The following is a 13,505-nucleotide window of genomic DNA, read 5'->3' as shown; positions in this document are numbered from 1 at the left end:
TTATTTAAAAAATGAATCAACAAATTCGTACTTATTGAACACTTGTAAATCTTCAATACCTTCTCCAACCCCAATATATTTTACTGGAATTTGAAATTGATCAGAAATACCGATTACAACACCACCTTTTGCTGTTCCATCTAATTTAGTTACTGCTAATGAAGTTACCTCAGTCGCAGCAGTAAATTGTTTTGCTTGTTCAAAAGCATTTTGTCCTGTAGATCCATCTAAAACTAACATTACATCGTGTGGCGCATCACCAACAACTTTCTGCATTACACGTTTAACTTTTGTCAACTCGTTCATCAAGTTTACCTTATTGTGTAAACGCCCAGCTGTATCAATAATTACAACATCGGCCCCTTGATTAACTGCTGATTGTAACGTATCAAATGCAACAGAAGCAGGATCACTTCCCATTTGTTGTTTAACAATCGGAACATCAACTCTATCTGCCCAAACTTGTAACTGATCAATTGCCGCTGCTCTAAACGTATCAGCTGCTCCAAGAACAACCTTTAAACCAGCCTTTTTAAATTGGTAAGCAAGTTTTCCAATGGTAGTTGTTTTACCAACACCATTTACCCCCACCACCATTAAAACATAAGGCTTTTTATCTTTAGGTACTTCAAACTCTGTAGATTCACCTGATTTTGTTTCAGATAACAAACTTGCGATCTCTTCTCTCAGAATTTTATTTAATTCATCTGTTCCAACATATTTATCACGCGAAACACGTTCTTCAATACGTTCTATAACTTTTAAAGTTGTATTAACTCCAACATCAGATGAAACAAGTATCTCTTCTAAATTATCAAGTACATCATCGTCAACTTTTGACTTACCTGCAACTGCTTTAGTAAGCTTTGAAAAAAAAGAAGATTTAGACTTTTCTAAACCTTTATCTAAAGTTTCCTTCTTCTCTGAAGAAAATAGCTTTTTGAAAAAACCCATAATTACGTTATTAACTTACACAAATATAAAGAATAATTACCATCCTGAAAATAGGTGCAAAAACAAAATAGATATAATAAAAAAAAAGCTGTCGAATGGACAGCTTTTTTCAAGATTTTATAATGGTAAAATTATTTCTTGTTTAAGAAATCATCTACGAAATCAGGAGCCATAACAGCCTCAACGAATGTGTAAGCACCTGTCTTTGGAGATTTAACCATTTTGATTGCTTTAGTCAACTTTTTAGAAGATGTTCTTAAAGTTGCTACGGTTTTCTTTGCCATGACTACTAATTATTTAATTTCTTTGTGTAATGTTACTTTCTTCATGATAGGATTGAATTTTTTGATTTCCAATCTATCTGGAGTATTCTTCTTATTCTTAGTCGTGATGTATCTTGAAGTCCCTGGTAAACCAGATGCTTTATGTTCTGTACACTCTAAGATTACTTGAATTCTGTTACCTTTCTTTGCCATCGTATTCTATTTTTTATGGTCTCAGATTATTTTACTAATCCCTTTACTTTTGCATCTTTCAACACAGCAGTAATACCTTTTTTATTAATTGTTTTTAATGCAGACGTTGATAATTTCAATGTTACCCATCTGTCTTCTTCAGCAATGTAGAAACGTTTTTTAACTAAGTTTACAGAAAACTTTCTCTTAGTTTTATTCATCGCGTGAGAAACGTTGTTTCCAACCATTGCTCTTTTACCAGTAATTTCACAAACTCTTGACATTATTTCTTATCTTTTATTTCAATATTCAAAATCAGGGTGCAAAGTAACGAAAAAGAAAATTATTTTACAAAAACTTTTTACGTTATTTTTCTAATATTTCATTATATATCAAGTCTAAACCTTTGGAAACCGCACTATTTATGACTTTCTCTCTTGGTTGACCGAACTGATATTTCTTTGCAAAAACTTTTTCAGGTGTTGCTATACCTATATATACTGTTCCTATTTCCTCAGGAGAGTCTCCTTTTGACGGTCCAGCATTACCAGTTGTAGCAATCGCATAGTCAGATTTAAATCTTTCTTTTGCTTTCGTCGCCATTTCTATAGCTACCTTTTCGCTTACTACACTATATTTATCTATCGTCGCTTGGTTTACTCCTAACAAGTCAATCTTACTTTGAGTAGAATAGGTTACTATTCCGCCTTTAAAATAACTTGAAGAACCTGGCTTCTCATTAAACATTGTAGAAAGTTTTCCCCCTGTACAACTTTCTGCAAAGGAAATAGTTTTTTCTCTATTTTCCAATTCTCTGATAACAATTTCTCCTAAACTTAAATCCTCATATGCACGAACATAGGGAATCACTGATTCAGGCAACGCTTTCAATTGACTATCAATAACTTGCTCCAAAAAAACCTTCGAATCACCTTGAATAGATAATCGTAATCTAACACTTCCTGCACTTGGCAAATAGGCCAACTTAACATTTTGTGGTAAATTATCTTCCCATTCTTCCAATAATTCTGCTAATAAACTCTCTCCTAAACCATAAGTAATTATAGTCTTGTGAAAATTAAATGATTTTTGAAATGTCTTCTCTACAAAAGGAACAACCTCATCTACAAAGATTGTTTTCATTTCAAACGGAACTCCTGGTAATGATATAAATGTAGTATTCTCTTTACTCATTAACATTCCTGGAGCTGTACCTACCTTATTAAATAGGACTTTAGCTTTCGAAGGAACTAATGCTTGTTGTCTATTTATTGGTGACAGAGGTCTTTTAAATAAACGTTCCAACATTTCTGAAACGTGATTCAAAACACTTTCATCTTCAATTAATCTATCTCCGAAGAAATCACAAAAAACGTTTTTAGTAACATCGTCTTTGGTAGGTCCTAAGCCTCCTGTGATAATAACTAAATCAACGATACTTAACTGTCTTTGTAAAACCGCTTCTATCGCCTCTCTTTTATCTGAAACTGTAATAATTTCTATAACATCAAAACCGAGCTTATCTAATTCTTTTGCAAGATAAGCCGAATTTGTATCAACTATTTGCCCTATCAGAATCTCATCACCTATTGTTACTATACTCGCTTTCATACTTACAAATCGAAATCTTTCTTCAACTCTTTTACCGCATTTTTTACGTGTGTTTTAAAAGACTTGAATATCTCTTTAACTTCTTTAGTTTTCCCTTCTTCTTTTGTCCATTTCTCAATTAAAGAAAGTTCTTCTAAAGCTTGATCCATACCTAAAAAATCTAATGAAGGCAATAAAGCTTGTGTATGTTTGTTAACTTTTACATACGCCTTTTCATCTATCCCTGTCTTCATTTTTTTCAAACGACGACGTGAATCCTCTATAAAATCAACCAATCTCTCTTTAACAAGTTCTTGATCGTCATTATACTTTTTAAACAAAGGACCTAAGTCATAATAAAGTGCCATAAAACTATTTTACATTTAAACGGAATATCGGTCTTCCTGCAATTTCACCTTCTAAAACATCCCCTTCATTTACTTTACCTACCCCTGCTGGAGTTCCTGTATAAATTAAATCGCCTGTTTTTAAAGTGAAATATTTTGAAACTTCTGCAATAATCTCATCTATATTCCAAATCATCTGTGCCGTTGAAGCTTTCTGAACTACATTCCCATTTTGTTTCAACAAAAACTCTGTATCAAACAAATTAGGTAATTCATCCTTTGAAAAGAAGGTCCCAACATTTGCCGAACCATCAAAGCCTTTTGCTTTTTCCCAAGGAAGCCCTTTTTCTTTCAATTTGCTTTGAAGATCTCTTGCGGTAAAATCAATTCCCAACGAAACTTGATCATAATATTTATGAGCAAATTTGACATCAATATACTTTCCTACCTTACACACTTTCAACACAAGCTCTACTTCATAATGAATATCCTCAGAAAACTCTGGTATAACAAAAGGAATTTCTTTTCCCAACAAAGCGGTATCCGGTTTTATAAACAAAACAGGCTCACTCGGTCTTTCATTATTAAGCTCAGCTATATGATCTACATAATTTCTACCAACACAAATAATCTTCATTTTCTTATGTTATTAGATTAAAACTTATTGTTTAATTTTCTCAATTTAATTCCTGTCAATACTTTCTTAGTGTATAGAGGAAAATCAGCATTTTGAATCCAACCATAATATCCTGGTTCTTTTTCCAATACCTCAGACACTAATACACCTTTATTTTTTCCGAAAGTAAAAATCTCTTCACCATCTTCATTTAACGCAATAAATCCAGCAAAATCAACACTTCTTTTTCTTGTTGTAAATTCAGACAATGCTTTCATATCATTCTCCAAATCCTCATAACGATCTAATTGTGCTTTTAAAATCTCATAAGTAGCATTTGTATCTGCTGCTGCTGAGTGTGCATTTTCAAGAGTTTCGTTACAATAAAAGCGATAAGCAGCACTTAAAGTACGCTCCTCTTTCTTATGAAAGATAGTCTGAACATCAACTGACACTCTATTTCCCATTTCAAAATCAACTCCAGCACGCAACAATTCTTCTGCTAATAAAGGAATATCAAATCGATCAGAATTAAACCCAGCTAAATCAGCATCCTTAATCATATTGTAAACTTGTGAAGCCAACTCTTTAAATGTTGGTTCATTTGCTACTTTCTCATCTGTAATCCCGTGTATCTTTGAAGACTGTTCTGGTATAGGCATTCCCGGATTAACCAACCAAGTTCTACTTTCTTTGTTTCCGTTTGGATATACCTTTAAAATTGCAATCTCTACAATTCTGTCCTTCGCTACATCAATACCTGTTGTTTCTAAATCGAAAAAACAAATTGGTCTATGTAATTTTAATTCCATTATTCAGATTTTGTTTACTACAAATATATAAAATGTAAAACACTCATTCAGGTTATAACGTCCTAAGTTTAAAAAACAATTAACGTTAAGATTTAAATTCTACTTGTTTTTTAAACAAAAGAAGCCACTTACGAATAAGTGACTTCCTTCTTTAAAAACAATTATAACATTAACATTATCCCTTTTTAGAAAGGTGATTTTTTTACACTATCTGGTAAATCAGAAGATAAACTACCTAAGAAAGCAGCGATATCGTCTAATTGTTGTGCATCAAGTGTTATATTATTTTGAACAATACCCATAATTTCAACTGCTCTTTTTAAATCTGATACGGAACCATCGTGAAAATAGGGTGCTGTGTTTGTTACGTTTCTCAATCCTGGCACTTTAAACAAATATTTCTGAACTTCCTCTTTCGTTAAATCATACAATCCATTGTCAATTTTTTCAGACTCTGTCAATTCCCAGTAATTTTTATATACTCCGAATTTTTGGAACATTTGTCCTCCTAATGCTACGCCATTATGACAAGTAATACATCCTACACTCATAAAAGTTTCTAATCCTTTTTGTTCTTGTGCAGTTAAAGCCTTTTCATCTCCATCCAAAAACTTATCAAATCTACTCTCAGGATTCAATGTTCTCTCAAAAGCACCGATAGCATTAGTAATATTACCAAAACTAATAGGCTGTTTTTCTCCTTTATATACTTGAGCGAATAGATCTTTATACAAATCTATCTTTTGAATTCTCTCTTCTAATTCTTTTTCATTTTTAATATTGTGCTCTACAGGATTTAAAATAGGTCCACCTGCCTGTTCTTCTACATCTTTTGCACGACCATCCCAAAACTGCATACTATGCAATGATGCGTGTAATACCGTTGGTGAGTTTCTTGCTCCTAATGAACCGTCATCTCCAGGAGAAAACTTCTTGTTATCTACTCCAAATGTATTTAAATCGTGACAAGAGTTACAACTAATATTCCCCTCTCCTGATAACCTCGTGTCAAAATATAAATACTTCCCTAATTCTACTTTTTTGGGATCTAACTTCTCAAACTCTACTGTTGATAGAGACTTAAAATAAGTACTCGCTTTACTTAATAATTCTGATTTCTCATTTGAATTAACGTCTTCCGTTTTTTCTTGATCATTTTTACAAGCTACAAATGACATTAAAACAGATAATAAAACAACTTTTTTAAACATAGGTTTTTAATATTTATTTGTTCCTAAATGTACCTTATCAAAGAAATAATACATATGATAAATGTCAGCAGAATTGAAGTATTTCAAATTAAACAATTCTCAAAAATATCAGCGACAGACAATACTTTTAAACAATAAAAAACACCTAAAAAAACACATATAATAAAATTAATTTTGTTTTATTAATTAATTATTATATTTTGGTATCAACCAATCAAAAACAATAAGCAATGAAATCTTCTTTTTACTTACTAATGCTAACTTTTTCTGGTTTGCTTCTTCAAAGTTGCCAAACAACAGAAACTATTGTTTCGGCTCCTTATAAATTAAACAAATCTGAAACAACTATATATTCTGCCAAAACCTTTATGTTTAAAAATTATTTCTTTACATATAAAGATGGAGAAGCTACACTTGTATATCAACAAGACGACAAGCTAAATAAAAAGTCAGAGCCTATTTTCTTGAAACTTCAAGAGAATAATTCTAACGGTAGCTACCAAGAATTTATAGACTCAAGCAAACAAATAAGTGTAAAGATTATTAATCAGTATGAGGTAAGGCTTCAATTAGATAAAGCAAGATATACGTTATACACATCAAATCACTTAAAAGAAGTGAATGCTGATACAGATAAAATATTAGCCGATATGGCTATTTGGAAAAATGTCCGTTTTTAAATAACAAGAGGTTTCTAAATTTAGAAACCTCTTGTTATTTAATGCTTTTCAATTGTTATTCTATCCTTACAATGCTGGTTCGTATGTAGAAATCTCATTTCTTAACCACTCAGGTATTTCAATTGACCTTTTCTCTTTCATATCAATCATCACTTGAGTACTTGTTCCAATAGCATGCACTATTACCTCTCTTTCAGCACCATCGCTTAAAACAGCATATTCAATTTCAAAACTCTTCCCTCCCATTTTTGCAATTCGCACACCTACACGTGGATTTTGTACTGTTAGATTTATTTCTTTTAAATAATTACACGAAATATTCGCAATCACAAACATATCTTTATACCAATCCCACGTTTTACTTGCTTCCTTCATATAATATCCTCTACCTATTTGAAAATAGTCGATAAACACAACATTGTTAACGTGTCCTAAAGGGTCTAAATCACTCCATCTAACTTCTAACGGGTGATAAAATCTAAAATCACTTATATTAAATTCCATTTTTTTCAATTTATATCTCAAGATATAAATTCTAAAAGTGATTCCAATTTTTTTTAACAAATAGTCATACCTTTTTAAAAGAGAAATCATTAAAAAAGCCCTTAGCAAAATGCTAAGGGCTTTTTCAATCTCTGAAAGTATTTACTATATATTAGTAAATATCATAATGCTCTACCTGATGGAAGTCTTCATACGCTACTTCCTCATCACACTCTAAAGACGGGTAGTGATTCTCTCCTGCATCAAACAACATAACATTGATACGCTTAAATAATAACTCAAGCATTGTTTTTTGTCCTTCAACATCTAAATTCACATTCATCTTTACGATGTGCTCTTTTACTGGTGAACTTTTTTCTTTATCCACACATATTAAGGTAACACTAAAGCTTGTAATTCCCGACATAGAAATTCCTACTACTTTAAATTTTTCTTGATCTATACCAAAGTATTCCCCAATACTACTGATATAATTACCTTTGTTTGCAGCGATTCTGTCAGAGATATCAGCTGCGATACTTCCTGTGAAGTCATTGTAATGTACTTCTGCTTTCATAAACAACAAAATTTAATTTTCTTTTCACAGATAAAGATACTAATTCATTAATAATCACAACAATATATAATCATTATTAAGTATTTATAAATCCCAACATAACATTATTAAATTATAAGCAAATATTTTACTAAAATAATAATTATAAAATATTAATTAACTTAATTAAATACACAGAACAGCCTTTTTTAGCTTTTAAATAAACCTTTAAATAAGTCAATAACACTAAATTAACATTTAACCACCTAATTACCTTAAATCACCCAATTATCACAATCAATTAAAGAATATCTTTAAACATATCACTAAAAACACCCTGTTAAAATTATTTAACACAATCTAAAAAAACCTTAAATAATTGTAATATTCACTAAATATTGATTGTAAAAAAGTCAAATCATCACTTTTTGTGATCTTCTTCACTTTATAATTGCTCTAAATAATCTTATTTCCAATATTTGAGAATAAGAATCAAGGGTTTCTTGTTCCTTTTTTAATTATATATGCTGTTTCCTTGCTTCCATTTTCACGCATCCATTCATCACAAACTTCTTTTACAAAAAGAGGATTATCCTTAGCAGCATCATTTAACCAATTCCCTACACTGTCTCTAACGTATTTTGAAGAGTCTGCTTTTAACACTTCTAATATTGGTAAAGCAAGGCTGGGGTTGACTTTTAACTCAGTAATATGTGTTGCCCATACTCCTCTTGGACGTGTAGCTTCAGACGCAAACCTTCTGATATTCTCATTTCCATCCTTAGTCCATTCTTGTAATAAATTCAAACTTTCTTCTAAATTTTCAATGATATCTTGTCGAACTGCCATCCAAGAAATCTCACGTACTCCAAAATGTGTATCTCGCGCAAAGTCACTTATAGCCTTCAATTTGCCACTTATCAACATCTCTTTATTGTATTGTATGAAATATGTAGCCCAACAACGTACGGAATCACTTTTGTGATTTTTTAGTAATCCAAATAACTCCTTATCTCCTCTCTCTTTTGATAATTGATATAATGTATGCCCTACACTTTGATTGATCGTATTTGCTGTAACTTTTTTAAGACCTGCAATTCCATCTAACACTATAGGTATATATGCTGTACGTTTTAAATCTGCCAAAACATTTTCTACCAGTAACAACTTATCAATTGCTAACCATTCTGTAAGATTAGCACTTTCTATTTCCCCTCTATTCAATTGTTCTAAAATAGCAGTCGGTATATCTTTCATCGAACGGGCTCCTTTGCGCTTTTCCATTCCTTATATATTTTTTAGTAGTTCTGTAATCTCTACGCGATTCATATAATCCTTGTCTTCATATTTATAAGTTACAATTCCCTTTTCGTCTACAATATAAGTAACTGGAATTGGCAACTTATAATCTTCGTTTCCATTTATCAAAGTTAAATCAATTCCTAACGCTTTATAATAGGGGATTACATTTTCTTGCAACGCAAAACTTATTCCTAACACATTACTCAGTGCATTGTCTTTGTCTTGTAGTACACAGAAAGGAAAACTTGCTTCTGTACTCCACGCTGCATTTAAACTACTTTGTTGGGGAGTAATAACGACAACCTCACCTCCTTTTTGTTTGATTTCTGCATAATGTTTGGCAAGAAAACTTACCTCAACAGAACAAAAAGGACACCAATTCCCTCTTACAAAAGAAACAATCAACTTACTTGAGCCATATAATTCTTTTAAATCAACACTTTCTCCTTCTACTGTCAACAAACAAGCATCGGGAAATAAATCGCCAACCTCAACAACAGACTTTAATTCTTCTTGTCTCTTTAAGTCTTCTATCGAAGAACTAAATACTTCTAATACTTCAGCAGGTAATTGCTTTGTCATCACCTCCTTTATTTCTTCTAACGCTTGCTTAATTTCATTCATTATAAAACCTTATTTTTACAAAGATTATAAAGAGTAGTGGTCTGTACAATACCGCATAAATTTACCCCATAGGGATAAAAAAGTCACTTTTATGAATAACAAGCAATCAACGATAGAAGAAAAAATATGCCCTCTTGAATTTGCAGTTAATGCAATAAGTGGAAAATGGAAAATTCCTATTGTTTGGCAAATCAATAATGGACATAAGCGCCCAAGTGAAATGCTTAGAGGAATAATGAAAGTTGACCGCCGTGTTCTCAATCAACAGCTAAAAGAGTTGGAACAGGATGGCATATTACTAAAAACAAGTTTTAATGAACTGCCACCACGAGTAGAATATTCATTAACTCCACTTGGAGAAAAGTTAGTTGCTGTACTTTGGAACTTAAATGCGTGGGGAGAACTATTGCTAAAAGAAAAAACGGAATTATAATTCCTTATAATCCCGTTTATATATGTTTTTATTTATTATTAACCATCAAACTCCCCACAGTCGTGAATACTAAATGTTTTCAACTTACTATGTGTTGTATAAAAGGCTCCTATTCTAAAAAATTCTTTGTCTAACGACTGTCCCGTTACTGTAACTTTATAAACCGGCACCTCATCAATTTGTTCGAATATAAATTCATTTACAGGTGTCTTTACAGTAATTGTATTCTCTTTCTCTTCAATTCCTGTTACTTTAAACGATATTTGATTTTCTAAATCACACGCATTCATCAAGGTAATCATTTCACCATCTATCAATACATTAGCAATATCACAAGCATAACAATTACCTGAAAAGTCAAGTCCATATCGCTCTGTAGCAATTGTACTTCCTTCTTCTACTATTTCCAAAGGAACCATTAATTCTGAAGTCAACTTGTGAATAGCTTCACTTTGTGTAGCTGTAACTTCTGATTTTACTTCACTTACTCCTGCTGTTTCTTCGTTTTCACCTTGCTTACAAGCAAACAATGCAAAGCAAGCAATTAGTGTTACAACAATTTTTTTCATATTGATGATTTTTGACAAATGTATAGGATAGAATAATTTCTTACAATAGGTTACGAAAGTATTAATATTATTATTTGAATGCTATTCACCTTGTATGTATATTTTTTATATAGTACTTGTAATATGCTTCTATACTTTTACATAGTTTTTATACATTGGGTATACATAGAGTATACATACACTATACAAGCACTCTGAATAAAACTCCATTAAAAGAGTTGCAAAAGCATAGTAAATACAATATACTATTCTTTATTTAGGAGTTAATTAATCACCATACATTCTAACAACAGCCTGACCCCGGACTACATTCACTCTTATTACCTGTTACTTGTTCAGGTGTTATACCACAAGCATCTTCTGCTAAACAAGCGGTTAATGTATTGATTAACACAAAATGTGTACCGTTAAAATCTAATGTATATTTTCCTATTGTTGCTGCTCCTTGATACTCAACCTCAACTTCTGCATCTTCTATCCCTAATTTATTCTCTGACAAGCGAATTATATTAAACAACTTTCGAGCTTTTAATCGATGCTCAAAGTCGTTGGCATTCCACAACTGAAAACTAACTTTGATTTCGCGTCGAATTACACCTCCACAATCAATATATTTTTTATCAACTTGTCCCACTTCTGTTACGTGAAAATGTGCTGGAACAAACGAACCATCTTCAAACTGAAAATCTACTTTTTCTAAATTTTCTAAAGCTGCTTTAACCTCTGATAATTTCATATTCTCTTATTTATTGTTTCATTTATAATCGTATTATTACGATACGTTTATTTAAAAAAATGCTTTAACAGCATTTATCTACTTTTATATCTTGCGCAAAGAAAAGTCCAAACTCAACAGAAAATTCTTGCCACACTTGTTCGTCAATACAATAGCATACTGATTTCCCTTCAATATTCCCTTTGATAATCCCTGCATTTTTTAATTCTTTCAAGTGCTGAGAAATTGTAGCTTGTGCTAAGCCAAGTTCTTCTACTAAATCATTGCATATACAAGCGTGTTGGTTGATTATATACTGTAAAATCGCTAATCTGGCAGGATGTGCCAACACCTTAAACATTGCTGCTAACTTATTCTTCTTATCGCTAAACAATTCTGACTTTGTAATTCCCATAACTTTTAATGCTTATAATATCATATCGCAATATTACGATATATATACAATGTAAAAAAGAAGTTTCTGTTAAATAGTAAACAACCTTCCTTTTCAGATTCTCCCAAGTAATAAATCACAGCTTTTGTACTTAACTAAAATTGTAATCAAAAAAAGAGTTACTTCTTTTTACAAAAAGTAACTCTCTTGATTTATAAAACTTTTATCCCCTTTAATCTTCTCTACTTCCATCATCAGCCATACGAACAATTTTAGGAGTAAACTTCGCTACTACATCAACTAACTCTCCTTGTGCTGCCATTACTTCATAAATATCTTTATAAGCCATAGGTGCTTCGTCTTTTCCTGCTCCAATTAACTGTACACCGCAATCTGCTAAAACGGCTTTGATATCTTCTGCCTTCAAGTTCTTGATAGCTTGTGTACGACTCATTTGTCGTCCTGCTCCGTGAGATGCTGAATTTAGTGCAGTTGCTTCTCCTTTTCCGCGAACTAAAAACCCAGGGGCAGTCATAGACCCAGGAATAATTCCCATAACACCTTCACTCGCCGGTGTTGCTCCTTTTCTGTGTACAATAACTTCTTTTCCTTGGTACATCTCTTTCCACGCAAAGTTGTGGTGATTCTCAATCTTTGCTAATACCTCTGCTCCTATAGCTTTGGTCAACTTATCGTGAATTACCTCGTGACAAGCAGAGGCGTAATCTCCGGCTAAGTTCATCATCATCCAATATTCTTGTCCTTCTTGTGAATTCAAATCTAAGTAAGCAAGGTTAGCCGCTTCTTGTGGTAACTTACATACTTCTTTTGCTATTTTAGTGTAATGCCCTGCAATTGTTGCTCCCATTCCACGAGAACCTGAGTGTGTCAATAAGGCTAAATAAGTTCCTTTATCAATATTCAACACCTCATCGCGGTCTGTAAACTCCATAATCCCCCATTCTACAAAGTGGTTTCCCCCTCCTGATGAACCTAACTGTGACCAAGCTTTATCTTGTAAATTCTTGATAAACGGATTTAAGTTAAACTCTCCTCTATCTAATATAGCGTGATTGGCTTTATGTTGTCCTAAAAAACCGTGTCCTGCTCCAAACTTAGTGTGCTTCACTAATTGCTCTTTCAGCAAGCCTTCCATTCCATAAAACTCCATTCCTTTAATATCAAAAATAGAAAGGGCCATTCTACAACCAATATCTACTCCTACACCATAAGGGATAACCGCATTTTCTGTAGCCAACACGCCTCCGATAGGCAATCCGTATCCTTGGTGTGCATCTGGCATTAACGCCCCAGCTACTGCAACGGGTAATTTCACAGCAGTTTGCATTTGTTTAATTGCTCCTTCTTCAATATGATCTGCTCCATAAATACTATAAGCAACAGCTTCTTCTCTTAATGGAATCACTCCTGTTTCTTCTCTTTGTCCTATGCCATCAATAATCGCTTTAGCCAACTTTCCAAATACCTTGTGATTTAGATAATCTTCTGCATTATCCAACACCATTTTATAATGTGCTAACATCTCTGTTTTGGTAAATCCTGTACGTTTCTTGTTTGCTTTTAAGGCAACACCCAACAAAGCGTTCTCTGGATAACCTATCGCAATCAAATCATTTCCGTTTATAATTGTATTTTCCTTTTTCATTTTGTTTTATCTTTTTTCTCAGAAGAACAATTCTCTTTGTTTGTAACTCTGGTGGGATTCGAACCCACATTCCATATTGGCAGTACGGCTGTTAATAC

At 32.5% G+C, this 13,505-nt stretch carries 19 protein-coding genes; 2 read left to right on the top strand and 17 right to left on the bottom strand.

The window, feature by feature from the left end; genetic code table 11:
• The 9 genes from ftsY to AABL81_RS08265 all read right to left on the bottom strand — a co-directional run bounded on the left by ftsY (nucleotide 1) and on the right by AABL81_RS08265 (nucleotide 5,985).
• Nucleotides 1–954, bottom strand: a complete 954-nt coding sequence (gene ftsY, locus AABL81_RS08305) for a signal recognition particle-docking protein FtsY (protein ID WP_090409324.1) — start codon at nucleotides 952–954, stop codon at nucleotides 1–3.
• Nucleotides 955–1,085: 131 nt separating this feature from the next.
• On the bottom strand, nucleotides 1,086–1,238 hold the full coding sequence (locus AABL81_RS08300) for a DUF4295 domain-containing protein (protein ID WP_006260302.1): 153 nt from the start codon (nucleotides 1,236–1,238) through the stop codon (nucleotides 1,086–1,088).
• 9 nt (nucleotides 1,239–1,247) lie between these two features.
• The gene (gene rpmG / locus AABL81_RS08295; protein WP_090409327.1) at nucleotides 1,248–1,430 is read right to left on the bottom strand and encodes a 50S ribosomal protein L33; all 183 of its coding nucleotides are present in this window, start codon (nucleotides 1,428–1,430) and stop codon (nucleotides 1,248–1,250) included.
• A 26-nt stretch (nucleotides 1,431–1,456) separates the two neighbouring features.
• Nucleotides 1,457–1,693, bottom strand: coding sequence for a 50S ribosomal protein L28 (rpmB, locus tag AABL81_RS08290; RefSeq protein ID WP_010250743.1), 237 nt, complete (start codon nucleotides 1,691–1,693; stop codon nucleotides 1,457–1,459).
• Nucleotides 1,694–1,775: 82 nt separating this feature from the next.
• Complete coding sequence (locus AABL81_RS08285) at nucleotides 1,776–3,020, bottom strand: competence/damage-inducible protein A (protein ID WP_341340801.1); 1,245 nt, start codon at nucleotides 3,018–3,020, stop codon at nucleotides 1,776–1,778.
• Nucleotides 3,021–3,022: 2 nt separating this feature from the next.
• Entirely contained in the window at nucleotides 3,023–3,367 is a 345-nt protein-coding gene (locus AABL81_RS08280) for a histidine kinase (RefSeq protein ID WP_158209336.1), read from the bottom strand.
• Between the two features lie 4 nt (nucleotides 3,368–3,371).
• Nucleotides 3,372–3,983: a fumarylacetoacetate hydrolase family protein gene (locus AABL81_RS08275; RefSeq protein ID WP_158209337.1), complete on the bottom strand. Its 612-nt coding sequence runs from the start codon at nucleotides 3,981–3,983 to the stop codon at nucleotides 3,372–3,374.
• 17 nt (nucleotides 3,984–4,000) lie between these two features.
• Entirely contained in the window at nucleotides 4,001–4,774 is a 774-nt protein-coding gene (locus AABL81_RS08270) for a 3'-5' exonuclease (protein WP_341340800.1), read from the bottom strand.
• Nucleotides 4,775–4,959: 185 nt separating this feature from the next.
• Nucleotides 4,960–5,985 carry a cytochrome c peroxidase gene (locus AABL81_RS08265; RefSeq protein ID WP_158209339.1) on the bottom strand — a complete coding sequence of 342 codons (1,026 nt, stop codon included), beginning with the start codon at nucleotides 5,983–5,985 and terminating at the stop codon, nucleotides 4,960–4,962.
• A gap of 230 nt (nucleotides 5,986–6,215) precedes the next feature.
• Between AABL81_RS08265 and AABL81_RS08260 the strand changes: the two genes are divergently transcribed.
• A complete protein-coding gene (locus tag AABL81_RS08260; RefSeq protein WP_341340799.1) occupies nucleotides 6,216–6,665 on the top strand; it encodes a hypothetical protein in 450 nt (149 codons plus the stop codon).
• A 66-nt stretch (nucleotides 6,666–6,731) separates the two neighbouring features.
• Here the strand turns inward: AABL81_RS08260 and AABL81_RS08255 are convergent, their stop codons facing one another.
• The 4 genes from AABL81_RS08255 to AABL81_RS08240 form a co-directional block, all read right to left on the bottom strand.
• Nucleotides 6,732–7,169, bottom strand: coding sequence for an acyl-CoA thioesterase (locus tag AABL81_RS08255; RefSeq protein WP_341340798.1), 438 nt, complete (start codon nucleotides 7,167–7,169; stop codon nucleotides 6,732–6,734).
• A gap of 151 nt (nucleotides 7,170–7,320) precedes the next feature.
• Nucleotides 7,321–7,725, bottom strand: coding sequence for a hypothetical protein (locus tag AABL81_RS08250; RefSeq protein ID WP_158209342.1), 405 nt, complete (start codon nucleotides 7,723–7,725; stop codon nucleotides 7,321–7,323).
• A 471-nt stretch (nucleotides 7,726–8,196) separates the two neighbouring features.
• Complete coding sequence (locus AABL81_RS08245; protein ID WP_341340797.1) at nucleotides 8,197–8,988, bottom strand: DNA alkylation repair protein; 792 nt, start codon at nucleotides 8,986–8,988, stop codon at nucleotides 8,197–8,199.
• Between the two features lie 3 nt (nucleotides 8,989–8,991).
• A complete protein-coding gene (locus tag AABL81_RS08240; protein WP_341340796.1) occupies nucleotides 8,992–9,630 on the bottom strand; it encodes a peroxiredoxin-like family protein in 639 nt (212 codons plus the stop codon).
• Nucleotides 9,631–9,721: 91 nt separating this feature from the next.
• On the opposite strand from AABL81_RS08240, the gene AABL81_RS08235 reads away from it, so the two are divergent.
• Nucleotides 9,722–10,063: a winged helix-turn-helix transcriptional regulator gene (locus tag AABL81_RS08235; RefSeq protein WP_341340795.1), complete on the top strand. Its 342-nt coding sequence runs from the start codon at nucleotides 9,722–9,724 to the stop codon at nucleotides 10,061–10,063.
• Between the two features lie 38 nt (nucleotides 10,064–10,101).
• On the opposite strand, the gene AABL81_RS08230 is transcribed toward AABL81_RS08235, so the two are convergent.
• The 4 genes from AABL81_RS08230 to AABL81_RS08215 form a co-directional block, all read right to left on the bottom strand.
• Nucleotides 10,102–10,632 carry a hypothetical protein gene (locus AABL81_RS08230; RefSeq protein WP_233269296.1) on the bottom strand — a complete coding sequence of 177 codons (531 nt, stop codon included), beginning with the start codon at nucleotides 10,630–10,632 and terminating at the stop codon, nucleotides 10,102–10,104.
• A 283-nt stretch (nucleotides 10,633–10,915) separates the two neighbouring features.
• On the bottom strand, nucleotides 10,916–11,368 hold the full coding sequence (locus AABL81_RS08225) for a DUF6428 family protein (RefSeq protein WP_341340794.1): 453 nt from the start codon (nucleotides 11,366–11,368) through the stop codon (nucleotides 10,916–10,918).
• Between the two features lie 64 nt (nucleotides 11,369–11,432).
• Entirely contained in the window at nucleotides 11,433–11,762 is a 330-nt protein-coding gene (locus AABL81_RS08220; RefSeq protein WP_341340793.1) for an ArsR/SmtB family transcription factor, read from the bottom strand.
• Nucleotides 11,763–11,973: 211 nt separating this feature from the next.
• On the bottom strand, nucleotides 11,974–13,407 hold the full coding sequence (locus AABL81_RS08215) for an RtcB family protein (RefSeq protein WP_341340792.1): 1,434 nt from the start codon (nucleotides 13,405–13,407) through the stop codon (nucleotides 11,974–11,976).
• Nucleotides 13,408–13,505 lie beyond the last annotated feature (98 nt).

Source organism: Myroides sp. C1519, assembly GCF_038039755.1.
Taxonomy (GTDB): domain Bacteria; phylum Bacteroidota; class Bacteroidia; order Flavobacteriales; family Flavobacteriaceae; genus Flavobacterium; species Flavobacterium phaeum_A.
This window is presented reverse-complemented; position numbering and strand designations above follow the sequence as displayed.